Raw genomic sequence first — 24,154 nt, 5'->3', positions numbered from 1 at the left:
CGGTTACTTCAGATACTGACCGCTGCGCAGCGCTTCGATACGCTTATCCAGCGGCGGGTGCGACATAAATAGCTCGCTCAGCGACTTGTTTTTGCCGTTGATGCAGAACGCCATCATGCTGCTCGGCTCCTGCGGTTCGTAGCTGGTTTTCAGACGCTGCAGCGCGGCGATCATCTTCTCGCGCCCTACCAGCTTCGCAGAACCGGCGTCAGCGTGGAATTCGCGGTGGCGCGAAAACCACATGGTGATGATGCTGGCCAGAATACCGAACACCAGCTCCAGCACCGTCGCCACGGCAAAGTAGACCAGCGGATTGCCGTTACTGCTCTCCTCGCCGTCGCGGTTGCCGGAGAGGAAGCCCGACGCCACCTGCGCGATAATGCGCGAGATAAAGATGACGAAGGTGTTCACGATGCCCTGAATCAGCGTCATGGTCACCATGTCGCCGTTGGCGATATGCGCGATCTCGTGCGCCAGCACCGCTTCCGCTTCGTCGCGGCTCATGTTCTGCAGCAGTCCGGTAGAGACGGCGACCAGCGAGGCGTCGCGGCGCGCGCCAGTGGCGAAGGCGTTGATGTCGGGCGCATGGTAGATAGCGACCTGCGGCATTGCGATGCCCGCCTGCTGCGCCTGACGCCCAACGGTCTGCATCAGCCAGCGCTCCGTTTCATTCCGGGGTTGTTCAATCACCTCACCGCCGACCGAACGCAACGCCATCCACTTCGACATCAGCAGTGAAACAAACGCACCGCCAAAGCCAAACAGGCCTGCCATGATCATCAGGCCCTGAACACTGCTTGACTGGATCCCTGTCAGGCTGAGGATCAGCCCAAAGACCAACATCACAGCTAAGTTGGTCACCAGGAAAAGAGCAATACGCATCATAAAAGTTAATCTTCCTCAGTTGTTCATGCGCTGACTGCGCGGATCCTTATCCTAGGGTCATCGCAGCGCATTTCAAGCGACCTTAACCTTTAAGTGCCTAAAAAGACATAACTTTACATTTAGTCATGCTTTCGCTGCACGGCCAGGTTTGCGCGGGTCGTTTCCCCCTTCCAGGCAAAAAAAAAGCACCGCGTCGCGGTGCTTTTCACTCCCCTGCGCTTACTGCGCGGCGGGGGCCGTTGACGCGGGCTGGGACTTATCCAGCTGCGCCAGATCGTTGGCGATTCTCACCGTCTCGTCGAGATAAGGATCGGGCTCTTTATAATCTTTCGGCAGATCGTCCAGGCTCTTCAGCGGCTTTTTGCCTTCCGCCTGATAGCGCGCGTTAATCCGCTCCAGACGCAGCGCATCCTCTTCGTGGTTCTCTTTTTCGCGCTGGGCGAGATTGAGCGACACGATATTGCGCTTGTCCTTCATCGCATTGAAGCGGGCGATATCTTTCATGATGTACTGGAACTCGCGATCCTCGGCGATACGCGCTTCGTGCTGTTTGGTCAGCTGCGCCACCAGCGGCTTGACGTCGCCGGTTTTGGTGTAGCTCGCCGCGTTGATGCTGTCCCACGGCAGCGCGTTATCTTCGAACTTCTCGCCGGTTTCCGCCGCTTCTACGCCGGTCGGCATCAGCAGATCCGGCGTGACGCCTTTACGCTGGGTGCTGCCGCCGTTGATGCGGTAGAACTTCTGGATGGTGTACTGCACGGAACCAAGCGCAGGCCACTCCGGACGCAGCATCTGATCGTAGATGCGGTTCAGCGAGCGATACTGCTGCACGGTGCCTTTGCCGAAGGTCGGTTCGCCGACGATCAGCGCGCGGCCGTAGTCCTGCATCGCCGCCGCGAAGATTTCCGACGCCGAAGCGCTGAAGCGGTCCACCAGCACTACCAGCGGGCCTTTGTAGTAGACGACGCCGTCGTTGTCGCTGTCTTCACGCACGCGACCGTTGTTGTCGCGCACCTGCACCACCGGACCGCTGGGGATAAACAAGCCGGAGAGCGAAACCGCTTCGGTCAGCGCGCCGCCGCCGTTAGTGCGCAGATCGATCACCACGCTGTCGACGTTCTGCTTCTGCAGTTTCTGCAGCTGCACCTTGACGTCATCGGTCAGACCGACATAAAAGCCTGGAATATCCAGCACGCCGACTTTCTGTTTGCCGACGTTGTGCACGCTCATCTTCACCGCGCGGTCTTCAAGGCGGATCTTCTCGCGCGTCAGGGTCACGGTGCGGGTTTTGGTGCCCTTGCCCGCAGGCAGCACTTCAAGACGCACTTTGCTGCCTTTCGGCCCCTTGATTTTGGCTACCACGTCGTCGAGACGCCAGCCGATCACATCTTCCATCGGTTTGCCCGGCTGACCGACGCCGACAATGCGGTCGCCGACGCTGATCGCTTTGCTCTTCGCCGCAGGACCGCCTGCGACCATCGAGTTGATCACCGTGTAGTCGTCATCCATTTGCAGCACCGCGCCGATACCTTCCAGCGACAGGCTCATTTCGGTGTTGAACTGTTCGGTGTTGCGCGGCGACAGGTAGTTGGTGTGCGGGTCGATTTCATGCGCGAAGGCGTTCATCGCCAGCTGGAACACATCTTCGCTGTTGCTCTGCGCCAGGCGGCGAATGGCGAAGTTGTAGCGTTTAGTCAGCACATCGCGAATTTCTTTTTCATCTTTGCCAGTCAGCTTCAGGCTGAGCTGGTCATACTTTACCTTGGCGTCCCACAACGCATTCAGCTCCGCCTGATCTTTCGGCCAGGGCGCTTTAGCGCGATCGATATCGATGGTGTCGTTGCCGGTAAAGTTCATCGGGCGGTTCAGCACGTCGAGCGCATACTGATAGCGCTCGAAGCGGCGTTTCTGCGCCAGATTATAGAGATCGTAGAAAACATCCAGCTTGCCGCTGCGCAGCTCGTCGCCGAGCGTGCTTTTCTTGTCGGCGAACTGCGCCACGTCCGATGCCAGCAACACGTTGTGGTTGTAGTCGAGCATGTTCAGGTAGCGGTCGAAAATTTTCGCCGAAAAGGCCTGATCGAGATCGAACTGGCGATAGTGAGAGCGGGTAAAGCGAGAGGTCACCCGTTCACTGACGGTAGCATCCTGCGGATCTTCGTGAAGCTGGGGGATCTGATCGACGCGGGTGATATTCTCTGCGCCAAATGAAGGGCCTGCCAGTAGCAGGCCCGCAATCATACCGATTTTTAACAGGGTGTTCATGCCGGGGTCAGCCTCCGTTTCAGAACTGCAAGTGTTCTGCGCGCACAATCATTGCCATGCCGGAAGCGAGCTGTACCCGAACGCCGTCTTTTGACACTTCAAGAACGGTGGCGTCCATCGCACTTTTGCCTGCTTTGACTTTGATATTCTGGCCAGGTTGCAAAGTTGAGGTATCGGTGATGGGTTTCGCCTGCGCTGCAGGGCGCGGAGCCGGTTTGCGATCCTGAGCGGCCGGACGCGGCGACTGAGGACGCGCTTTACGCGGCGCTTCGCCTTCGGCTGGCTTGCGTGCGGCCGGACGACGCGGACGACGGGGTTCGGCACCCTCTTCGCCTGCTTCGCGCTTCGCGGCTTTCTGCTGCTCACGCTGCGCCTGAACGCGCGCTTTCGCCTCTTCCAGCTGCTGACGCGCATGCTGCACGTGCTGCTCGTCGAGCACGCCGCAGGCGTTGCCGTCGAGATCGACGCGCGTCGCGCCGGCTTTGATGCCGTAGAGATAACGCCAGCTAGAGGTATAGAGACGCAGCGCCGAACGCAGCTGAGTCTTGCTCAGACCCATTTCGCCCTGAACGCGCTCGACCAGATCCTGAAAGATGCCGATTTTGAGCGGACGCGCCTCACCTTCGGCGCTAAAGCAGTTTGGAAAACGTTCCGCCAGAAAGGCGATCACTTCTTTACTGCTATTCAACTTAGGTTGATTTTCCATGAAATTTCCTGATTACAACGGATTTGCCGACCAGAGCAGGCATGAACAGGCGACATTATAATGACAACATTGCCAAATACCATGCGATCCAGTCGATTAGCTACGCGTCAGCTGCAAAAATTTTTCGATATCGCTGTCCGCCAGCACGTCGCAAAGCCCATCAGTCAGTGCAACCAGCCCTGTCTCATCCTCGCTGTCGAAGCGATTGAACACCGTGCTGTCGATATCCAGAACGCCTACCAGCGCGCCGTTTACTTTCAGAGGAATCACGATCTCGGCGTTGCTGGCAGCGTCGCAGGCGATATGGCCGGGAAAGGCGTGCACGTCGTCGACGCGCTGCACTTTATCCTGCGCTATCGCCGTGCCGCAGACGCCTTTGCCTACCGGGATGCGCACGCAGGCGATTTTGCCCTGAAAAGGCCCCAGCACCAGCGTGTCGGCTTCCGTCAGCAGGTAGAAGCCCGCCCAGTTAACGCCCTCGAGGCGTTCATACAGCAGCGCGCTGAAATTGCCCAGTGCGGCGAGAAACGATTTCTCCCCCGCGAGCAATGCGCGCATGTCGCGATTCAAATCATCGTAAAAGGCAGTTTTGTTCATTGTTTAACCATTAACATTAACAACAGAGCGGCTTTAATTAACCGCCCGTTAAAATAAGCACTAAATATCCACCGCCACAAGGTGAATCATAGCGTTAGTTGCTATAACCTTAGATTTTTGTGGATCGAAACGTGGGCCCCTTGCGGGGATGCCGGAAACGTAAAAACGTTTTTTTGCCCCACGACCGCATCCGGTCACAGCGACAAATATCTGGGCGAAACCTGCATCACCCTATGAAAATTCACGCTATCAGCCAGCCATTGCCCCACGCACGTTATCAGCGTTGTCCGCAATGCGATACCCTTTTTTCCTTACCGGATGTGAAATCGCATCAGTCTGCCTATTGTCCACGCTGCCATGCGCAAATTATCAGCGGGCGCGACTGGTCGATGACGCGGCTGACGGTCATGGCCGCGATGATTATGGTGCTGATGCCTTTCGCCTTTACCCTGCCGCTGGTGGATATTCGCCTGCTCGGCATGCGCATTAACGCCAGCCTGCTGGGCGGCGTAATTCAGATGGCGGAACAGGGTAACGTGCTGACCGCCTCGATGGTGGCGTTCTGCACCATCGGCGCGCCGGTCGCGCTGGTGGCTGGTATCGGCTACCTGACCCTCGGCCATCGGCTAGGGATGAACCTGCGTCCGGTGCTGCTGATGCTGGAGAAGGTTAAAGAGTGGGTGATGCTCGACATCTACCTGGTGGGCATCGCGGTGGCGTCGATTAAAGTGCAGGACTACGCCTCGCTGGAGGTCGGCTACGGGCTGGCCGCCTACCTGACGCTGACGCTGCTGAGCCTGCTGACCCTGATCCACCTTAACGTCGAGCAGCTGTGGGAACATTTCTATCCGCAGAAGCAGAATACGACCGCACGCGACAGGCTGCAGGTCTGCCTGAACTGCCACAATACCGGTGAGCCGGACGCGCGCGGCCGCTGTCCGCGCTGCCATACGCCGCTCGACTTCCGCCGTCGCCACAGCCTGCAAAAATCCTGGGCGGCGCTGATCGCCTCGATCGTGCTGCTGATCCCCGCCAACCTGTTGCCGATTTCTGTGGTCTATCTGAACGGTTCGCGGCGCGAGGACACTATTTTTTCCGGCATCCTCGGCCTGGCCTCCGGCAATATTCCGGTCGCGGCGGTGGTGTTTATCGCCAGTATTCTGGTGCCTTTCACCAAGGTGCTGGTGATGCTGACGCTGCTGCTCAGCATTCACTTCCGCTGCGAACAGGGGCTGAAAACCCGCATTCGCCTGCTGCGGGTGGTGACCTGGGTCGGCCGCTGGTCGATGCTGGACCTCTTTGTGATTTCATTAACCATGTCGCTGGTCAATCGCGATCAGCTGCTGGCTTTTACCATGGGACCCGCCGCGTTTTACTTCGGCGCGGCGGTGATCCTGACCATTATGGCCGTTGAGTGGCTCGACAGCCGCCTGCTTTGGGATGCACATGCAACAGGAAACGCCGACTACATCGACTAACGCGACGCTGCGCAGCAAACGTAAGGTTTCTCCATTCTGGCTTCTGCCGATCATCGCCATGCTGATCGCCGGCTGGCTGCTCTGGACCAACTACGAAGAGCGCGGCACGGTGATCACCATTAACTTCCAGTCGGCGGACGGCATCGTGCCGGGCCGCACGCCTGTCCGCTATCAGGGCGTGGAGGTCGGCACCGTGCAGGGCATCAATCTGAGCGACGACTACCGCACCATTCAGATCAAGGCGAGCATCAAGAGCGACATGAAAGAGGCGCTGCGCGAAAACACCCAGTTCTGGCTGGTGACGCCGAAAGCGTCGCTGGCGGGCGTTTCGGGCCTCGACGCGCTGGTGGGCGGCAACTATATCGGCATGATGCCGGGCAGCGGCAAGCCGCGCGAAAACTTCGTCGCGCAGGATACCCAGCCTAAGTATCGCGTCAATACCGGCGAGCTGCTGATCCATCTGCACGCGCCCGATCTCGGCGCGCTCAACTCCGGATCGCTGGTTTACTACCGCAAGATCCCGGTGGGACGCGTTTATGACTACAGCATCAACAGCAAGACGGATGGCGTCACCATCGACGTGCTGATCGAACGCCGCTTTAATAATCTGGTCAAGACCAACAGCCGCTTCTGGAACGTGTCGGGGCTGAGCGCCGACGTTAGCCTGAGCGGTGCGAAGGTGGAGCTGGAGAGCCTGGCGGCGCTGGTCAACGGCGCTATCGCCTTCGACTCGCCGGAAGATTCGCCGCAGGCGAAAACTGACCAGAACTACAAACTCTATCCCGATCTGGCGCGCAGCCAGCGCGGCGTGGTGGTTACGCTCGATCTGCCCGACGGCAACAACCTGAAAGCGGGCCGCACGCCGCTGATCTATCAGGGTCTGGAGGTCGGCAGCCTGACCAAACTCAACCTGCTGAGCGGCGGCAAAGTCACGGGCGAGCTGACCCTTGATCCGTCTGTGGTGAGCCTGATGCGCAGCGGCACGCGCATTGAGATGCGCAGTCCGAAAGTGAGTCTTACCGATACCAACCTCAGCAGCCTGCTGACCGGCAATACGCTGGAGCTGGTGCCGGGCGACGGCGAGCCGCAAAGCCACTTTACCGTGCTGCCCGCCAACGAGTCGCTGCTGCAGAAGCCTGACGTGCTGACGGTGAAGCTCAGCGCGCCGGAGAGTTACGGCATCGACGCCGGTCAGCCGGTTATGCTGCACGGCATGAAGATCGGCCAGGTGATTTCGCGTGAGCTGAATGAGAAAGGCATTCAGTTCGTGGCGGCGATTGAGCCGGCCTATCGCAACCTGGTGCACGGCGACAGCAAGTTTATCGTCAACAGCCGACTCGACGTGAAATTCGGCCTCGACGGCATGAAGGTGCTGGGCGCCAGCGCGCGCGAATGGGTCGACGGCGGCATTCGGCTGGAGCCCGGCAACCAGGGCGCGGTGAAATCCGCCTACCCGCTGTTTGCCGACGCCGAAAAGGCGGAGGAAGGCATTATCGGCGATCGCCCTTCAACGACGCTGACGCTGACCGCCAACAGCCTGCCGGACGTGCAGGCCGGTTCGGTGGTGCTTTACCGCAAATATGAAGTGGGCGAAATCGTCGACGTCACGCCGCGCGCCAGCGCCTTCGATATCGCCGTGCATATTAAGCCGGAGTACCGCAAGCTTCTGACCAGCGAGAGCGTGTTCTGGGCGGAAGGCGGCGCGCGTGTGCAGCTTAACGGCAGCGGCCTGACCGTTCAGGCGTCGCCGCTGAACCGCGCGCTGCGCGGCGCCATCAGCTTCGACAATATGAGCGGCGCGGCGAACGCCAAAGGCAGCAAGCGCACGCTCTATCCTTCCGAGACGGCGGCGCGCGCGGTCGGCAGCCAGATTACGCTGCATACCTATGACGCCAGCAAGCTGTCGCAAGGCATGCCGATTCGCTATCTGGGCATCAATATCGGCCAGGTCGAGTCGCTGTCGCTCAGCCCGGATAACAATCAGGTGGTGGCGAAGGCGGTGCTCTATCCAGAGTATGTGCAGGACTTCGCGCGCAGCGGCAGCCACTTCTCGGTGGTATCGCCTGAAATCTCTCCGGCGGGCGTCAACCATCTGGAGACGCTGCTGCAGCCCTACGTCAACGTCGATCCCGGCAAGGGGCGTCCGGCGCGGATTTTTGAGCTGCAGGAGAGCACCATTACCGATTCGCGCTACCTGAACGGACTGACGATTTATGTCGATGCCGCCGAGGCGGGCTCGCTCTCTATCGGCACGCCGGTGCTGTTCCGCGGCGTCGAGGTGGGCACCGTTACCGGGACCTCGCTGGGCAATATGGCGGATCGCGTGCAGATTGCGCTGCGCATCAGCAAGAAGTATCAGCATCTGGTGCGCAACAACTCGGTGTTCTGGCTGGCGTCAGGCTATAACCTCGACTTCGGCCTGATCGGCGGCGTAGTGAAAACCGGCACCTTCCAGCAGTTTATTCGCGGCGGCATTCAGTTCGCCACCCCGCCGACGGTGCCGCTGGCGCCGCAGGCGGGCGCAGACAAGCACTTCCTGCTGCAGGATGAAGCGCCGAAAAACTGGCGCAGCTGGGGGACGGCGATCCCCGAGCCGCAGCAGTAATCTCGTTAGCCGTCTGAAACCACTTTCAGACGGCTGAGTAATTAATGTGTGGGCGTTATCGACCGAAGCGCGAAGCGTCCCACCACCATTTTCGTGCTACACTGCCGCCCTGTTTTTTGACCTCAACGCCTTACCTGGAACCTGCCGTGGCCGACCTTTTCCCCTCTGACTTCCTTGATCTGATGCGCGCCGCGCTGCCCGACGATGCTGAACTGCAGCGCTTTATCGCCATTAGCCAGCAGCCGCTGCGCCGCTCTATCCGCATCAATACCCTTAAAATCAGCGTGGCGGATTTCCTCGCCCAGACGGCTGACTATGGCTGGCGGCTGGCGCCGGTGCCCTGGTGCGCGGAAGGCTTCTGGATTGAGCGAGATGACGAGAGCCTGCCGCTTGGCAGCGTGGCGGAGCATCTCAGCGGCCTGTTTTATATTCAGGAAGCGAGCTCGATGCTGCCGGTCAGCGCGCTGTTCGATGGCGCGCCTGAGGCGCAAACGGTGATGGATATGGCGGCGGCGCCGGGTTCGAAAACCACGCAGATAGCGGCGCATATGAACAACCGCGGCGCCATCCTCGCTAACGAGTTCTCCTCCAGCCGCGTTAAGGTGCTGCACGCTAACGTCAGCCGCTGCGGCGTCAGCAACGTGGCGCTGACCCATTTTGACGCGCGCGTCTTTGGCCCAGCGCTGCCGGAGCGCTTCGACGCCGTGCTGCTGGATGCGCCCTGTTCGGGCGAAGGCGTTATCCGCAAAGATGCCGACGCGCTGAAAAACTGGTCGCTGAGCAGCACCGAGACTATCGCCGCCACCCAGCGGGACCTGCTGGAGAGCGCGTTTCATGCTCTGAAGCCTGGCGGCATGCTGGTCTATTCCACCTGCACCCTTAACCAGATTGAAAACCAGCAGGTTATTGCCTGGCTGCTGGCGCGCTATCCGCAGGCGGTTGAGGTCATTCCACTCGACGCGCTCTTCGCGGGCGCCGGGCAGGCGTTGACGCCGGAAGGATATCTGCACGTTTTCCCGCAGCTTTTCGACAGCGAAGGCTTCTTTGTGGCGCGCCTGCGTAAAACCGACTCGGTGCCGCCGCTGCCGCAGCCCGGCTACAAGCTGGGCAAGCTGCCTTTTACGCCGCTGAATAAAAAGGCGGCGGCGGAGGTGGCTCAGGCTGCGGCGTCGGTATGCCTGAAGTGGAGCGACGACCTGACGCTGTGGCAGCGCGACAAAGAGATTTGGCTGTTTCCCGAGGCGATTACGCCGCTGCTCGGCAGCGTTCGCTTTTCTCGTATCGGCATTAAGCTGGCTGAAACCTTTGCCAAAGGCTATCGCTGGCAGCATGAAGCGGTGATCGCGCTGGCGCAGCCGGACGCGGAACGAGCGTTTGAGCTGAGCGCCGATGAGGCGCTGGAGTGGTATCGCGGCCGGGATATTTTCCCTGATACGCCGCCGCAGCGCGATGAAGTGATTGTAACCTACCAGCAGCAGCCGATTGGCCTGGCGAAACGCGTCGGCAGCCGCATTAAGAACAGCTATCCGCGCGAGCTGGTGCGTGACGGCCGTCTGTTCCGCTGAGCCTTACTGCAGCTGAATCAGCGTCAGCCGGTTGCCGAACACCGCGCCGGTATCGATATAGTGCAGGTTGCCTGATTCCAGCGGATGCTGCAGCGGCGTATGGCCGAAGTAAAAAGCGTCTGCGCCCGCGATTTTTCCCGCTTCGCCCGATTGCAGTCGGGCGATGCGTTCGCGATTCCACACCACTTTCTCCCAGTCCAGCGGCTGCTCCCACGCGTAGCGCTCCGCCGGATAGTCTGCGTGCGCCACGACAACAATACGATCAGCCAGCTGCAGGTGCAGAATCAGCGGCAGGCTCTCTAGCCTTCTTAGCGCGTGGCGCGCCGCAATTAGCCTGGCACCCGTCAGCTTATAGAACCAGTCGCCGCCGTTCATTATCCAGCCTGGCGATTCGTGACACTGTAACGCACGCAGCGCCATTTCTTCATGATTTCCCCGTACGCAGCGGAACCATGGCGCGTCAAGCAGCTCTAAACAGCCAGGACTGTCAGGCCCGCGATCGATTAAATCGCCGACGGAGATCAGCAGATCGCTTTGCTTATCAAAAGCTTTTTCCAGCAGCAGTGCGTCTAGCTGTCGCCGACAGCCGTGTAGATCGCCGACAATCCAGATATTTTGCCAGTTTTCACCGTTGAGATACTGGTAGTGCATTTTGATTCCGCTTGTTAACAACAGGTTTACTTATTGCGGGTTAAAGTATAGCCGGTCACATCTTCAGGGAGGCGTGATGAATAGCCGGAAACAATTTATCAGCGTGTTAGTGCTTATCTTCCTCGGCAGCCTGCTGCTGCTGGAATCGCTGGCGCGTCTCGTGCATCTGCTGTTTGTTGGCTGAAAGGCTGAAGGCGATGCTTTCTGACCTCTACTCAGATTTTCCGTACGCTTCATCGGTAAAAGCGCCAGCAAATGGCGATTACTGTTCAGATATCAGGATGTTTCCGACAGACGAAACTGCGTTAGTGTGAGATCTCAGCCCGTCCACGATGTGGAGCAGATACACACAGCAAAGGAGGGATGGCTGATTACCTCCGGTCAGGAGAATAAGAATGGTCGCTGAAACGCTTGATAACGTAAGTTTTAACCTTGATTCTCTCGAAAACGCAGCACTAGAAATCTGTAAAACCAAAGGAATGCTGGGCATGCTGTTGGCGTCGGTTTCAACAGATATTCAGCAATCCTATTTCCAGCTGTTACGCGAATCCGGTTTCGATGACGAACTGGTCTGGCTGCAGCAGGTTCTGGATACTAAATAAGTGATTCAGTTAACCCCGGCGCAGGCTGGGGTTTTTCATTTTTGGCGCCGCAGCGGGCTAAAAGCGGCTTTTCAGGTGAGGTCGAAAAAAATATTTTTCGCCGCTCTGTTTTAGGCTGGTACGAGAGCAGTTGCCGCCGCTGAGGTGATAGTTCATTTTTTGGCAAGCATAAGACGGCGCGTCAGACGCGCCGAATCTCTATAGTACGCGTACCCCTCCCTGGACAGAGTGCGATCAGGGTTTTAACGCTGGCGGAACGGTGCCCGATAGCTCCTGTTCGCTTTGAGCGCCCGAGCCCGGACGGGCATGGCCCAACAGCGGCTCATCGCCCAGAAGCTCAGGTTTCTCTTTCGCGGTAAACTGCGCTTTGCCGTCAAATGACGGGCCTTCGCACCAGCGGCCTTTCGGCAGCGGTTTATCCAGCGAAGTGTTAAGCACATAGTAAGAATGTTCGCTGGCTTCTTCGCTTTGCGGGAAGCTGTTCGGTATCGGCAGCGAAGCGTTAAGTCCGCCCATCTCTTCAATCACCGCAAGCCACTGCTGTTGATGCATGGTGTCGCGGGCGATCAGGAAGGAGAGAAAATCCTTCATGCCGGTATCTTCAGTGAGATTATAGAGGCGGGTCGCCAGTACGCGTCCTGTCGCTTCCGCCGTGACGTTGGCTAGCATATCCGCCGCCACGTTGCCAGACGCGTAGATATGGCTCATATCGAAAGGCACGCCGTTGGCGTTGACCGGCAGCGCCGCCAGGCCTGACGAGAGGATGTGGCGCGGGTTCATACCGCCCAGTACCGCGTTGACCACCGGATCTTTGGCCGACGCTTCCTGATAGGAGAGCGGCGCGCCTTCCAGGTTCAGTGCAACGGCATGCGCCAGCATTTCGATATGCGCCAGCTCTTCGGTTGCGGTCGAAATCAGCAAATCGCGGATTCGCGCATCGCCGCGCGCGCCCATCGCCTGGAAGAAGTACTGCATCGCCACGCGGATCTCCCCTTCCACGCCGCCGATCGCCTGCTGCAGTAGCATGGCGAATTCCGGATCGGCTTTGTCGACGCGTACTGGGTATTGAAGCTTTGAAGAATGATGAAACATAAATATCTCCTGGCTTGTTGAAAAGAATAAGCCAGACAAGCCTGGAAGAGGTTGGCGAAAAATGAAAGCGCGCCCGTAAAGATTGGCAGGGAATATAAGCGGCAGAAAAGCGCAGCCTTGAGGAATATTAATTAGTTAGCGATGAAAAAATATTAACACTAAGACTACCCTCTGGTTAGAAAATGACTACTGACCATGATCTTTGTAAGGAATTTATGTGATGAGCTAATGCCACTCCAGCCGTGAGCTAATCAGCTACGCTTCTCGATAAGATGATTAATTTTCTCGCTATATACGGTGCAATTACTTCTAATATCTTTATTAACGAAACTCATGGCCCCAACGGTCACATTATCACCAATATGCAGCTCATCAGCTATAACGCAGCTGTTAGAACCCAGAAAGAAATTATCTCCAATAGAGATCTTTCCTCTGTTGTTTTTCCCCACGCTGCCGATCACGCAGTTTTGCGTTAGCTTCATGTTTCTTCCTGCTACGACGCGTTTAGAGATCACTATACCTGTGTGATGCGCAATAGTCAGTCCTTCGCCAATCGTTGCACCCAGCATAATGTCGCAGCCAAAATTTTTTTTAAGTCGACTGTGAATACGATAAGCGATCCTCTTATATCCCTTGCCATAAAAAAAGTTTGCCAGCCGCCACCAAAAAACATATTTCAGGCCAGGTTTATTTTTCATGCGAGTATAGAGACGTATAAAGCTGAAACGTTTATTGAGTCCGATAACTTCTGCATGCCAATAGCGCAGCAGCTGTTGCAAAGAATCTGTCCTGACTGTCATGTTATCTTAAATCGTTGAGTAAATTTTCGTAACTATCACGCGCACTTTACTCGCTTGACTTCGGGGGCGCAACTGATATCTGGTGCTGCCTGTTTAAATATCGAACAGTGCAATATATTAAATAATAATTTTGGAGCTTAGTTTGCGATTTTGTTAATACATAGCACATCTGTGGCAATTATTTCTTGCGTCAGGTGGAAATGCAACAGCTTCATAAAAAAACAGCAAACTGAACGTTACTCTTTGTTTCACCAAAATTTTCTCATCAGGCAAATTTTAATGAAGAAAGAATATTTTGAGCCGTTTAAGGGAGTATGAGATAGTCAGCCCGCTCGCTAAATATTCTATTGAATTGTTCACGATCCTGAAATCACGCTGAATAAACAGCAAGCCTGCTCGTTAAGGCAACGTCGTCAGAAACTATTTACTCAAATCCATTCATGAGGGCAATATGAATACTGAAAAAAAGATGTCATTTTTAGATACTGGCGCTGGCATGCCCGTTCTGCTGGGACACAGCTATCTTTTTGATCACACGATGTGGCAGCCTCAGATACCGACGCTCTCAAAACACTATCGCATTATCGCTCCCGATTTATGGGGTCACGGCAAATCCCCCGCTTTGCCAGCGCGCTCGACGTCTATGGTCGATCTCGCCAGAGATCATCTGCGTTTGATGGATAGTCTTGGCATAGACAGATTTACGGTGGTCGGCCTCTCCGTCGGCGGCATGTGGGGCGCAGAGCTGGCAGCTTTAGCGCCCGATCGTGTAAATGGTCTGATGCTGTTTGATACCTATCTCGGTAGCGAAACAGACGAAAAAGAGCAGCAATATTCTGCGATGCTCGATGCGGTATATGCCGCCGGCAGAATTAACTCGCCGCTGCTTGAATATATCGCGTCTCAGTTTTATTCAAAATATGCCATAAAATCTGATTTTGAAAATCTGCTTATGCATCTGAGCCGTCTGACTACGAATAATCTTCGTGAAAGTATTGTTCCCATTGGGAAAATGATCTTTGGACGACCCGATCGCAAAGAAATTTTGTCAACGATTACCTGCCCCGCACTGGTCGCCACGGGGGAGCTCGATATGCCACGTCCACCGACAGAGGGCGCGTTAATGGCCGAGCTAATGAGCTGCCGTTTTATAGAAATCCCGAATGCGGGACATATCAGCAACCGGGAGCAGCCCAAATCTGTGACACAGATCGTGTCGGAGTTTTTAGCGCAGATTAAACCTTAGCAACTCGAAGAAAAATACAGGCGCAGCGGTTGCCTGTTCGCTGGCGGGCAACTGTATATGAAAGAATTCAATTTACTGACTTAGCGCGACAGGGCTGAAAGCAGATTAATAAAAAAAGACCGAACACGATTCCTGTATTCGGTCCAGGGAAATGGCTCTTTGAGAGCCGTGCGCTAAAAGTTGGCATTAATGCAGGCGATGACGCCTTGCAATTTAAGGTTAGCCCACGTCTGTGGAAATGCCAGCGAACGGCCGGGCAGAGGCGATCCGCAGGATCAGATTGTGATCCTGACGGCAGAATCAGCGAAATCAGGCGCGAAAAGCGCTCGCGCCTCGGCAGGATTATTTATCGCACAGCGCCTGAGTACGCTCGATAATCGGCTGAAGGCTCATCATCTGCCCCGGGTGCGCTTTATCTTCCGCCTGAATGACGGAGATGGGTTGTGCCTTCACCTGCCCTGCTTTTACGCGCGCTTCCGCTTTATCGTTAAGCGGATACTGCATCAGCGTGCTGGGGTTGATAGCGAACAGCGAGCCATCTTTCTCGCAGCTCAGCATCACCTCTTCACGGCTGAAGGGCCATGACGTCTTACCTACTTCGAAACGGCTGACGGTAATAATTTCTGACGCCAGCGCCTGGCCACCGAGAGATAACAACAGCATTGCGGGGATCACTTTCTTCAGCAAAATAGCCTACCTTTTTACTCAGTCAAAACGGGTCACACTCAGGCTGGCGACAGCGTGGCGAAGACGCTGACCAGACCAACCACTGCGCATGCCAGCAGCAGTTCTAGCTGCGTCATACGAATAAAATGTTGTTGCGCGCCCTTGCCCGCCAGGCGAAAGCGCGGCACCAGCACGTAACGATTGAACAGCGCGATAGCAACCATAAATGCCACCAGCGCCGCCTTAGCCACTAACAGCTCGCTATACAGGCTGCCGTGCCACTGGCGAGGCGAGCCGGCAATCAGCAGCCCATTCACAATGCCAGTGCATAATGTTACCGCGACGGCCAGATGTCCGTAGCGCGAAAAGCGCATCATGGCGCGAATGGCGTCGCTGCGGCGATCGATCTGCCGCGCCTCGCCCATCAGGAGCAGCAGCGGCAGCAAACCGCCCGCCCAGAAGGCCGCACCGACAAGGTGTAGCGCATGGTTTATCTGCTGCAGCGCGCCCGTAACCCCTTCGCGCATCGCCGCATGTCCGATTAACGCCATACAGCCCAGCTGCAGCAAAGCGCCGATCAGCCACGCCTGCTGTCGCTCTCTGTTTCTCAACAGACTCGCCAGCAGCGTAAGGCCAGCCAGCCCTGTTTCCCACTGCCACACCGTGCCGAAACGCGTGCTCAGCACCGCGCGCCAGATCTCACTGTCGCCGAGGTTGCGCCAGTCGCCGCTCATCAGCGTCAGCTGGGTCGCCAGCATCAGCAATGCAGTGACGAACGCCAGCCAGACGCAACCGCGCATTAATGCGTTAAGTCGCCGCCCCAGCGCGCGGCGGTAGCGCGCTGGGGCTAACAGCACGGTATAAAACGCGCTGCCCGCCAGCAGCATCACGCTGGCGAAATGGAACGCGCGCAGCAGGATCCACAGCGAGGTCACGACTTACTTCACGCTAAAGCGGTAGCTGCCCTGGGTCTTATGCCCGTCAACCGAAAGCACATGCCACTTAACCTGATAGTCGCCCGCTGCCAGCGGCTTCTTCAGCGGCAGGATCAGCCGGCTGTGCTGCTGCGCATCCTGTTGTACCTTCTCGCTGGCGACAGGCTTTTGCCTGCCGTCCAGCAGCGTTACGCCGCTAAACGCGGGCTCAATATCTTCGGTAAAGCTCAGGGTCAGCGCCTGCGGCGCGGCGGCGAGCGCGGCGTCGGCGGCCGGTTGGGACGATTTAAGGTGGGCATGCGCCAGCGCCGCCTGGCTCACTAACAACAGCGAGACGGCAACGCCTGATAAAATCGTTGTTTTCTGCATGGGATCATCCTTTTAGCCATCGCATTAGCGGCAAACGTGGGCAAGGATACGCTGAGGCTTTTCAGGTGTCGAGGGCCAGCAATGCTATCCTTTGCCCTTGATTCAGGCCGGGATAAGCATTATTTTTGCCCCCTGTCTTCAGGAGATCCCCATGAGTCAAAACCTCGCCCTGCTTTCTCAGGAAGAGAAAGATAAAGTCAACGTTGAACTGGCCGCTGCGGGCGTGGCGTTCAAAGAGCGCTACAATATGCCGGTCGTGGCCGAAATGGTTGAATATGAGCAGCCGCCTGCGCTGCGCGACTGGTTTCGTCAGCGCCTGATGCACTATCGCCAGGCGTCGCTGAACTTCTCGCGCCTGCCCTACGAACCCAAGCTGAAGTAAATGATGTTACGCGTAATTGATACCGAAACCTGCGGGCTCCAGGGCGGCGTAGTGGAAGTGGCGTCGGTCGACGTGATCAACGGTGAGATCGTTAATCCGATGAGCGACCTGATCCTGCCGGACCGCCCCATCAGCCGCCAGGCAATGGCCGTACACCGCATTACCGAAGCGATGGTGGTGGGCAAACCTACGATTGAGGAGGCGATTGGCCGCTATCACGGCAGTCCTTTCTATGTCGCCCATAACGCCAGCTTCGATCGCCGCATGCTGCCGGAGATGCACGGCGACTGGATCTGCACCATGACGCTGGCGCGCAAGCTATGGCCCGGCATCAAGTACGGCAACCAGGCGCTGCGCCATAGCCTTAAGCTGGAGGTAACGCCGCCCGCCAATCTGCACGCGCACCGCGCGCTGTACGACTGTTACGTAACCGCCGCGCTGCTGATCCGCATTATGGAGATTTCCGGCTGGGATGCCGGGCAGATGGCGCAGCACTGCCAGCCCGCCAGCGTAACGGGCGACGTGCTGCCCTTCGGGAAATATCGCGGCCAGAGCGTCGCCTCGATTGCGCGAAAAGATCCGCGCTATTTGCGCTGGGTGCTGGAAAACGTGCGCGATCTGCGCCCGCCGCTGCGGCAGGCGCTGCGTAAATACCTGAGCGACGATCAGTAATCGCGCTGCGGCGGCAGGCTGCCCTGCGCCAGCGCGATCAGGAACGTCAGCTCCAGCGCGATGCCCTCATAAGATTTATAGCGCCCCGACTTGCCGCCGTGACCGGCATCCATATCCGTACAGAGCATCAGCAGATGATTGTCGGTCTTCAGCGCGCGCAGTTTCGCCACCCACTTCGCCGGCTCCCAGTACTGCACCTGCGAGTCATGCAGCCCGGTCGTCACCAGCATATGCGGATAGGCCTTCGCCTCGACATTGTCGTAGGGGCTGTACTGACGCATATAGCCATAATAGTCGGCGTCGTTTGGGTTGCCCCACTCGTCGTACTCGCCGGTGGTAAGCGGAATCGACTCATCCAGCATCGTGGTGACCACATCGACGAAGGGCACCTGCGCCACCACGCCGTTGAACAACGCCGGCGCCATATTAATCACCCCGCCCATTAGCAGCCCGCCTGCGCTGCCGCCCATGGCATAGAGCTGTCCAGGCTGGCCGAAGCCCTTTTTCACCAGCGCCTGGGTAACGTCGATAAAATCGGTGAAGCTGTTCATCTTGTTAAACAGGCGGCCGCCGTCATACCAGCTTTGTCCCAGCTCGCCGCCGCCGCGCACGTTAATCAACGCGTAGACGAATCCGCGATCGAGCAGGCTAAGCCGGCTGACGCTGAAGTCCGCCTCCATATTGCTGCCGTAGGCGCCATAGCCGTAAACCAGCAGCGGATTTTTACCCGGCTGATAGTGTTTGCGGTGATAGACCAGCGACACCGGTACTTCGGTGCCGTCGCGCGCCGTAATCCAGTGATGCTCGCTTTTGTAGTTGTCGGGGTCGAAGTTGCCGACCGCGCTCTGCTTGAGAATACGCCGCTCACCGGTGTCCATATCGAGTTCGAACAGCGTGGTCGGCGTGGTCATCGAGCCGTAGCCGTAGCGCAGCTTGCTGGTTTCCGGCGAAGGGTTGAACGCCAGCCAGGTGACATAGGTCGGATCGTCGAAGGCGATGCCGGTTACCTCGCCGGTTTCCCAGTGGATCTGGCGCAGACTGGTCAGGCCGCGCTGCCGCTCCTCGACCACCAGCCAGTCGCGGAACAGCTGAAAATCTTCCATCACCACATGATCGCGCGGCTTGATCAGCGTTTCCCAGCGCGACTCGTCCAGCCAGCGCGTGCGGTAGAGGCCGAAGTTTTTCCCCTCGCGGTTAGAGCGGATATAAAACTGATGCTCATAGTGATCCAGGCTGTATTCATGATCCTTGCGGCGCGGCAGGAAGATCTGCGGCGTGGCGTCGGGAAAACCGGCATCGATCAGCTGGATCTCGCTACTGTTGGTGCTGAACAGCGCGATCAGGATAAAGTGCTCGGAAGTGGTTTTATGCACGCTGAGATGATAGGTGTCATCCTGCTCTTCATACACCAGCCGATCGTCGCTTTGCGGCGTGCCGAGCTCATGGCGCCAGACCTGATAGGGCAACAGCGTTTGTTCATGCTTGCGCACGTAATAGAGCGTGCGTGAATCGTTCGCCCAGGCGAAGCTGGAGGAGGCGTTGTTGAGCACCTCCGGATACCAGCTCCCCTTCTCCAGGCAGCGAAAGCGAATGCCGTACTGTCGCCGGGAGAGAAAATCTTCCGCCAGCGCCATCACCTTGTTGTCAGGGCTGATGTTGAGCGATCCCATAGTGTAGAACTCGCTGTGCGAGGCGCGCTGATTGGCGTCCAGCAGCAGCGTCCACTCATCGGTCACGGCGCACTCGGTAGGCTGGCGGTAGTAGGCGGCATATTCGTTGCCGCTCTCATAGCGGCTCTGATAGCGATAGCCATTATGTACGTAGGGAACCGAATGATCCTGCGGCGGCAGGCGATCGACGATCTCTTTTAAAATACGGTTCTGCAGCGGCTGCTGTGTCGCCATGATCTGCTTGCCGTAGTTGTTTTCGGCGCGCAGATAATCCAGCACCTCTTCATTCTCGCGCTTGTCGTCGCGCAGCCAGTAGTAATCATCCACGCGCGTTTCGCCGTGGAGGGTCATTTCATGAGGAATTTTTTTTGCGATGGGGGCCTGCATGCTCCGTCTCCCTGTTATTAATATCCTTTAAGGGTGGCATCAGGTGGCGGGGAAGCCAAATTTTTGTCGCTAACGCGTTGTTATTGCGACCGCGCAGCGCGGTCGCGGCGGGTTTATTCTGCCGGAATGCGCGCTTTTTGTTCGCGCAGGTCGTTTTCAATGCCGTCGCGCACGTCCTGCGGGATCTTCAGCGCGTCGCCGAGCGCAGTGAGATAGCTGCGCACCATAAAGTGATCCACGTCGATGGCGGCGCAGCTGAGGAAGTAGAGTTCCAGCGCTTCATCCTCGTTTTTCACGTCGGCGGCCAGCCAGGCGGGATCGAGCGGCCGATTGATCGCTTTCTGGATCAGTGCTTCTGCCTCCTGACCATAGCCCGCCTCATGGATGCTGCGCTCGATGGCGGCGCGCTCGCGATCGTCGATATGGCCGTCGCTTTTCGCGGCGAACACCAGCGCCGTCACCAGGCGCTCGGCGCGCTGATCGGCGGGCGTCTGCAGTTCGCCGAAGCCGGGATCGGCCTGGTGCGTGTCGCGCACGCGCTGTTTATATTTGTTCCACAACACCGCGCCAGCCGCCGCGCCGCCGCCGATAATCAGCGCTTTGCCGCCATACTCGGTTAACAGCTTGCGCGACTTTTTGCTGGCGATCAGCAAGCCCGCCAGTCCGCCCAGCGCGCCGGGTGCCAGCATATCGTTTAAACCTCCGTTGCCGCCGCTGTGCCCTTTCTTCGTCAGCAGCGACTGAAGCTGTTGCAACAGGTTGTTCATCATTCACCTCTTTTTCAGCGATAAGGGCTCTACTCTGCCCGACCGGGCGTCAGTTAACGTCAAGGTGAGAAAAGAGAGGCAAAGCAGCAGGGGATGAGAACGCAAACGTTTTCGTTTATACTGCGCGCGTTTTGACTCACAGGTGAAATTATGACGACTCTTGGAACTGCGCTGCGTCCGGCTGCGACGCGTGTCATGCTGTTAGGCTCGGGTGAACTGGGTAAAGAAGTGGCGCTGGAGTGCCAGCGACTGGGTGTGGAAGTGATTGCCGTAGACCGCTATGCCGACGCGCCCGCGATGCATGTGGCGCATCGCAGCCATGTGGTGAACATGCTTGACGGCGAGGCGCTGGCCGCGCTGATTGCGCAGGAAAAGCCCGATTATGTGGTGCCTGAAATCGAAGCGATCGCCACGGATAAGCTGCTTGAGCTTGAGCAGCAGGGTCAGCGCGTGGTGCCGACCGCACGCGCCGCGCGCCTGACCATGAACCGCGAAGGTATTCGCCGTCTGGCGGCGGAAGAGCTGTCGCTGCCGACCTCCAGCTACCGTTTCGCCGACAGCCAGGCGAGCTTTGAGGCGGCGGCGGCGGAGATCGGCTTCCCCTGCATCGTCAAGCCGGTGATGAGTTCGTCAGGCAAAGGCCAGAGCTTTATTCGCGACGCCAGCCAGCTCGGCAGCGCCTGGGAGTACGCGCAGCAGGGCGGACGCGCCGGCGCAGGCCGCGTGATTGTCGAAGGCGTGGTTAAATTCGATTTTGAAATTACGCTGCTGACCGTGAGCGCGGTCGACGGCCTTCACTTCTGCGCGCCGATCGGCCACCGCCAGGAAGATGGCGACTACCGCGAATCCTGGCAGCCGCAGCAGATGAGCGATGTCGCGCTGCAGCGCGCGCAGGCGATCGCCGGCGAGGTGGTGAAAGCGCTGGGCGGCTACGGCCTGTTCGGCGTTGAGCTGTTTGTCTGCGGCGACGACGTCATCTTCAGCGAAGTGTCGCCGCGCCCGCACGACACCGGCATGGTGACGCTGATTTCGCAGGATCTTTCGGAGTTCGCCCTGCACGTGCGCGCCTTTCTCGGCCTGCCGATCGGCGGCGTGCGCCAGTACGGCCCGTCGGCATCGGCGGTGATCCTGCCGCAGCTGCACAGCCAGAACGTGCGGTTCGTCAACGTGGAAGCGGCGCTGGGCGCGGGTCTGCAGCTGCGCCTGTTCGGCAAGCCGGAAATCGCGGGTTCGCGCCGTCTTGGCGTTGCGCTGGCCAGCGGCGAGAGCGTTGATGACGCTGTCGCGCGGGCGATCGCCAGCGCAGCGGCGGTAAACGTCGAAGAGTAATAAAACCGCGGATGATTCATGATGCGGTGAGCGCCCTGCTCACCGCTAATGCTTATTTCGCGCCTTCTACCGCTTCGCGCGCCAGACGCGTAATGCGATCCCAGTCGCCTGACTCCAGCGCGTCGTTCGGCACCAGCCATGAACCGCCAATGCAAAGCACGCTTTTCAGCGCCAGATAGTCGCGATAGTTGGCGGGCGAGATGCCGCCGGTGGGACAGAAGCGTACCTGCGGGAAAGGTCCGCCAATCGCCTGCAGCGCCTTGACGCCGCCGTTCGCTTCCGCCGGGAAGAATTTAAATTCGCGCAGGCCGTAATCCATGCCGGTCATCAGTTCGGAAACGGTGCTAATGCCGGGAATCAGCGGCACCGGACCTTCTACCGCGGCCTTCAACAGCGGCTCGGTAATGCCCGGGCTGATAACGAACTGCGCGCCCGCTTCGGTGACTTCCTGCAGCTGCTGGGTGTTGATGACCGTGCCTGCGCCGACGATAGCGTCCGGCACCTCTTTAATCATCAGGCGCAGTGCTTCCATCGCCACCGGCGTGCGCAGCGTGACTTCCAGCACCCGAACGCCGCCAGCCACCAGCGCTTTCGCCATCGGCACCGCATGTTCCAGCTTGTTCACTACGATCACCGGCACCACAGGTCCAGTGGTCAGAATCTTTTCCGCACTCGTCTTCCAGTTCTTCATCAGTTCCCCTTGCTTATCCATACCGGCGCCAGCCGCGCGGCGCGCCATCAATGCGTCACTACCATACAGGATCGCCTTCCGCATCGTCTATCCACCCGACGCTATTTTTGAAACTGCGGTTCAGTTTCCTGCGGCAAGGCACAAAAAAGCCCGCACGCGGCGGGCTACTTTCAGGATTATTCGAACTCGTTCCAGGAACGGCCGTCTCGCGTGATCATCGCCACGGACGCCACCGGCCCCCAGGTGCCTGCCTGATAAGGCTTGGAGGAGTCGCCGTCGGCGGCCCAGGCGTCGATAATGGAGTCGACGTAGGTCCACGCCGCTTCCACTTCGTCGCGACGCACGAACAGCGCCTGAATGCCGCGCATGCTCTCCAGCAGCAGACGCTCGTAGGCGTCAGCCAGATGCGACTGATTAAAGGTCTCGGAGTAGCTCAGATCCAGCTTCGTGGTCTGCAGCTTGTGCTTGTGATCGAGGCCCGGCACTTTGTTCAGGATCTCGATATCGACGCCCTCGTCCGGCTGCAGACGAATAGTGAGCTTGTTCTGCGGCAGTTCCGAGTAGGAATCCTTGAACAGGTTCATCTCCGGGTTCTTGAAGTAGACCACCACTTCGGAGCATTTGGTCGGCAGACGCTTGCCGGTACGCAGGTAGAACGGCACGCCCGCCCAGCGCCAGTTGTCGATATCGACGCGAATGGCGACGAAGGTTTCCGTCGAGCTGGACTTGTTGGCGCCCTCTTCTTCCAGATAGCCCGGCACTTTTTTACCCTGCACGAAGCCGGCGGTGTACTGGCCGCGCACCGTTTTTTCGCGCACGTTGGTCTGATCGATACGGCGCAGCGAGCGCAGTACCTTCACTTTCTCGTCGCGAATGGCGTCGGCGCTGAGGTCGGACGGCGGCGCCATAGCGATCATGGTCAGCACCTGCAGAAGGTGGTTCTGGATCATGTCGCGCATCTGGCCAGCCTGGTCAAAATAGCCCCAGCGTCCTTCGATGCCGACCTCTTCGGCCACGGTGATCTGCACGTGATCGATGGTGCGGTTGTCCCAGTTGTTGACGAAGATAGAGTTGGCGAAGCGCAGCGCCAGCAGGTTAAGCACCGTCTCTTTGCCGAGATAGTGGTCGATGCGGAACACCTGGCTTTCGTCAAAGAACTCGCCTACCGCGTCGTTGATCTCTTTTGAGGTCTCCAGCGAGGTGCCGAGCGGCTTCTCCATCACTACGCGCGCCGGTTTAGCGTTCAGCTTCGCCGCGCCCAGGCCTTTGCAGATGGCGCCGAAGGTGCTTGGCGGCATCGCGAAATAGTTGATGGTGGTGCGTTTTGCCTGATCGAGCATTTTGCCCAGTTTGGGAAAATGGGTGGTGTCGTTGACGTCGAGGTTGCAGAAGTCGAGACGGCTGCTGAGTTTGTCCCACAGCGCTTCGTCGATCTTCTCCTTCATAAAGGTTTCCAGCGCTTCACGCACCACTTTGGTATAGGCTGCTTTGTCCCAGTCGGCGCGTCCCACGCCGATGATGCGGGTTTCCTCGTGGATCTGTCCCGCTTTTTCCAGCTGATACAGTGAAGGCAACAGTTTCCGGCGCGCAAGATCGCCTTTGGCACCGAATATCACCAGATCGCATGCCTGGGCTGTTTGTGTTACCGCCATTTTCCTCTCCTCGTTGCAGGATGATCCCGTTGGCCTTTGCATCCTCATCCATCGGGTCCATGTTGTAATTTTCTTTCAGCACAATGTACTTATTTCAGGGAGTCAGGTAAACCGACTCTATGCTGATCCGCAGCGTTCACTC

General features: G+C 58.0%; 22 protein-coding genes. 8 read left to right on the top strand and 14 right to left on the bottom strand.

The annotated features are described in order from the left end of the window. Positions 1-3: 3 nt before the first annotated feature. From htpX to B3229_RS17205, 4 genes are all read right to left on the bottom strand, one after another. Positions 4-885: a protease HtpX gene (htpX, locus tag B3229_RS17220; RefSeq protein ID WP_033746579.1), complete on the bottom strand. Its 882-nt coding sequence runs from the start codon at positions 883-885 to the stop codon at positions 4-6. A 219-nt stretch (positions 886-1,104) separates the two neighbouring features. Further along, positions 1,105-3,150, bottom strand: coding sequence for a carboxy terminal-processing peptidase (gene prc, locus B3229_RS17215; RefSeq protein WP_048780767.1), 2,046 nt, complete (start codon positions 3,148-3,150; stop codon positions 1,105-1,107). 19 nt (positions 3,151-3,169) lie between these two features. Continuing rightward, the gene (gene proQ / locus B3229_RS17210) at positions 3,170-3,856 is read right to left on the bottom strand and encodes an RNA chaperone ProQ (RefSeq protein ID WP_033746573.1); all 687 of its coding nucleotides are present in this window, start codon (positions 3,854-3,856) and stop codon (positions 3,170-3,172) included. Positions 3,857-3,952: 96 nt separating this feature from the next. Next, positions 3,953-4,453 (bottom strand): GAF domain-containing protein, encoded by a 501-nt coding sequence (locus tag B3229_RS17205; RefSeq protein ID WP_286872773.1) that lies wholly within the window; start codon positions 4,451-4,453, stop codon positions 3,953-3,955. Between the two features lie 233 nt (positions 4,454-4,686). Here B3229_RS17205 and yebS point away from each other — a divergent pair, with 233 nt between their 5' ends. The 3 genes from yebS (at position 4,687) to rsmF (ending at position 10,101) form a co-directional block, all read left to right on the top strand. Beyond that, the gene (gene yebS / locus B3229_RS17200; RefSeq protein WP_033746568.1) at positions 4,687-5,931 is read left to right on the top strand and encodes a membrane integrity lipid transport subunit YebS; all 1,245 of its coding nucleotides are present in this window, start codon (positions 4,687-4,689) and stop codon (positions 5,929-5,931) included. Then, complete coding sequence (locus tag B3229_RS17195) at positions 5,900-8,536, top strand: PqiB family protein (RefSeq protein ID WP_286872770.1); 2,637 nt, start codon at positions 5,900-5,902, stop codon at positions 8,534-8,536. The genes yebS and B3229_RS17195 overlap by 32 nt, the downstream gene beginning before the upstream one ends. A 146-nt stretch (positions 8,537-8,682) precedes the next feature. Further along, positions 8,683-10,101 (top strand): 16S rRNA (cytosine(1407)-C(5))-methyltransferase RsmF, encoded by a 1,419-nt coding sequence (rsmF, locus tag B3229_RS17190; RefSeq protein WP_286872767.1) that lies wholly within the window; start codon positions 8,683-8,685, stop codon positions 10,099-10,101. Positions 10,102-10,104: 3 nt separating this feature from the next. On the opposite strand, the gene B3229_RS17185 is transcribed toward rsmF, so the two are convergent. Then, the gene (locus B3229_RS17185; RefSeq protein ID WP_286872765.1) at positions 10,105-10,752 is read right to left on the bottom strand and encodes a metallophosphoesterase; all 648 of its coding nucleotides are present in this window, start codon (positions 10,750-10,752) and stop codon (positions 10,105-10,107) included. 395 nt (positions 10,753-11,147) lie between these two features. Here B3229_RS17185 and B3229_RS17180 point away from each other — a divergent pair, with 395 nt between their 5' ends. Beyond that, positions 11,148-11,354 (top strand): hypothetical protein, encoded by a 207-nt coding sequence (locus B3229_RS17180; RefSeq protein ID WP_033746561.1) that lies wholly within the window; start codon positions 11,148-11,150, stop codon positions 11,352-11,354. A gap of 234 nt (positions 11,355-11,588) precedes the next feature. On the opposite strand, the gene B3229_RS17175 is transcribed toward B3229_RS17180, so the two are convergent. Beyond that, entirely contained in the window at positions 11,589-12,446 is an 858-nt protein-coding gene (locus B3229_RS17175; RefSeq protein WP_033746559.1) for a manganese catalase family protein, read from the bottom strand. Between the two features lie 251 nt (positions 12,447-12,697). Further along, on the bottom strand, positions 12,698-13,225 hold the full coding sequence (locus B3229_RS17170) for a serine acetyltransferase (RefSeq protein ID WP_286872759.1): 528 nt from the start codon (positions 13,223-13,225) through the stop codon (positions 12,698-12,700). Between the two features lie 472 nt (positions 13,226-13,697). Between B3229_RS17170 and B3229_RS17165 the strand changes: the two genes are divergently transcribed. Next, positions 13,698-14,492, top strand: coding sequence for an alpha/beta fold hydrolase (locus B3229_RS17165; RefSeq protein WP_286872756.1), 795 nt, complete (start codon positions 13,698-13,700; stop codon positions 14,490-14,492). A 342-nt stretch (positions 14,493-14,834) separates the two neighbouring features. Here B3229_RS17165 and B3229_RS17160 read toward each other — a convergent pair whose 3' ends face one another. Genes B3229_RS17160 through copC form a run of 3 tightly spaced genes read right to left on the bottom strand, consistent with a single transcriptional unit; the run spans position 14,835 to position 16,462 of the window. Continuing rightward, positions 14,835-15,182, bottom strand: a complete 348-nt coding sequence (locus B3229_RS17160) for a YebY family protein (RefSeq protein ID WP_286873519.1) — start codon at positions 15,180-15,182, stop codon at positions 14,835-14,837. Between the two features lie 35 nt (positions 15,183-15,217). Further along, positions 15,218-16,093, bottom strand: a complete 876-nt coding sequence (gene copD, locus B3229_RS17155; protein ID WP_286872753.1) for a copper homeostasis membrane protein CopD — start codon at positions 16,091-16,093, stop codon at positions 15,218-15,220. A gap of 3 nt (positions 16,094-16,096) precedes the next feature. After that, on the bottom strand, positions 16,097-16,462 hold the full coding sequence (gene copC, locus B3229_RS17150) for a copper homeostasis periplasmic binding protein CopC (protein WP_048780764.1): 366 nt from the start codon (positions 16,460-16,462) through the stop codon (positions 16,097-16,099). A 151-nt stretch (positions 16,463-16,613) separates the two neighbouring features. On the opposite strand from copC, the gene B3229_RS17145 reads away from it, so the two are divergent. Beyond that, entirely contained in the window at positions 16,614-16,844 is a 231-nt protein-coding gene (locus B3229_RS17145) for a DNA polymerase III subunit theta (RefSeq protein ID WP_033791267.1), read from the top strand. Between the two features lie 3 nt (positions 16,845-16,847). Continuing rightward, positions 16,848-17,516 carry an exodeoxyribonuclease X gene (gene exoX, locus B3229_RS17140; protein WP_286873516.1) on the top strand — a complete coding sequence of 223 codons (669 nt, stop codon included), beginning with the start codon at positions 16,848-16,850 and terminating at the stop codon, positions 17,514-17,516. On the opposite strand, the gene B3229_RS17135 is transcribed toward exoX, so the two are convergent. Both B3229_RS17135 and B3229_RS17130 read right to left on the bottom strand, forming a co-directional pair. After that, a complete protein-coding gene (locus B3229_RS17135; protein WP_286872748.1) occupies positions 17,510-19,573 on the bottom strand; it encodes a prolyl oligopeptidase family serine peptidase in 2,064 nt (687 codons plus the stop codon). The two genes, exoX and B3229_RS17135, sit on opposite strands and share 7 nt — an antisense overlap. 113 nt (positions 19,574-19,686) lie before the next feature. Next, on the bottom strand, positions 19,687-20,340 hold the full coding sequence (locus tag B3229_RS17130) for a tellurite resistance TerB family protein (RefSeq protein ID WP_286873513.1): 654 nt from the start codon (positions 20,338-20,340) through the stop codon (positions 19,687-19,689). 150 nt (positions 20,341-20,490) lie between these two features. Between B3229_RS17130 and purT the strand changes: the two genes are divergently transcribed. Next, positions 20,491-21,669, top strand: a complete 1,179-nt coding sequence (gene purT / locus B3229_RS17125; RefSeq protein ID WP_286872745.1) for a formate-dependent phosphoribosylglycinamide formyltransferase — start codon at positions 20,491-20,493, stop codon at positions 21,667-21,669. 52 nt (positions 21,670-21,721) lie between these two features. Here the strand turns inward: purT and B3229_RS17120 are convergent, their stop codons facing one another. Both B3229_RS17120 and zwf read right to left on the bottom strand, forming a co-directional pair. Continuing rightward, positions 21,722-22,360, bottom strand: coding sequence for a bifunctional 4-hydroxy-2-oxoglutarate aldolase/2-dehydro-3-deoxy-phosphogluconate aldolase (locus B3229_RS17120; RefSeq protein WP_033747926.1), 639 nt, complete (start codon positions 22,358-22,360; stop codon positions 21,722-21,724). 176 nt (positions 22,361-22,536) lie between these two features. Beyond that, entirely contained in the window at positions 22,537-24,012 is a 1,476-nt protein-coding gene (gene zwf / locus B3229_RS17115) for a glucose-6-phosphate dehydrogenase (RefSeq protein ID WP_033746536.1), read from the bottom strand. Positions 24,013-24,154: the final 142 nt, after the last annotated feature.

This window comes from Pantoea sp. UBA5035 (genome assembly GCF_002415245.1).
GTDB classification, from domain to species: Bacteria; Pseudomonadota; Gammaproteobacteria; order Enterobacterales; family Enterobacteriaceae; genus Pantoea; species Pantoea septica.
This window is presented reverse-complemented; position numbering and strand designations above follow the sequence as displayed.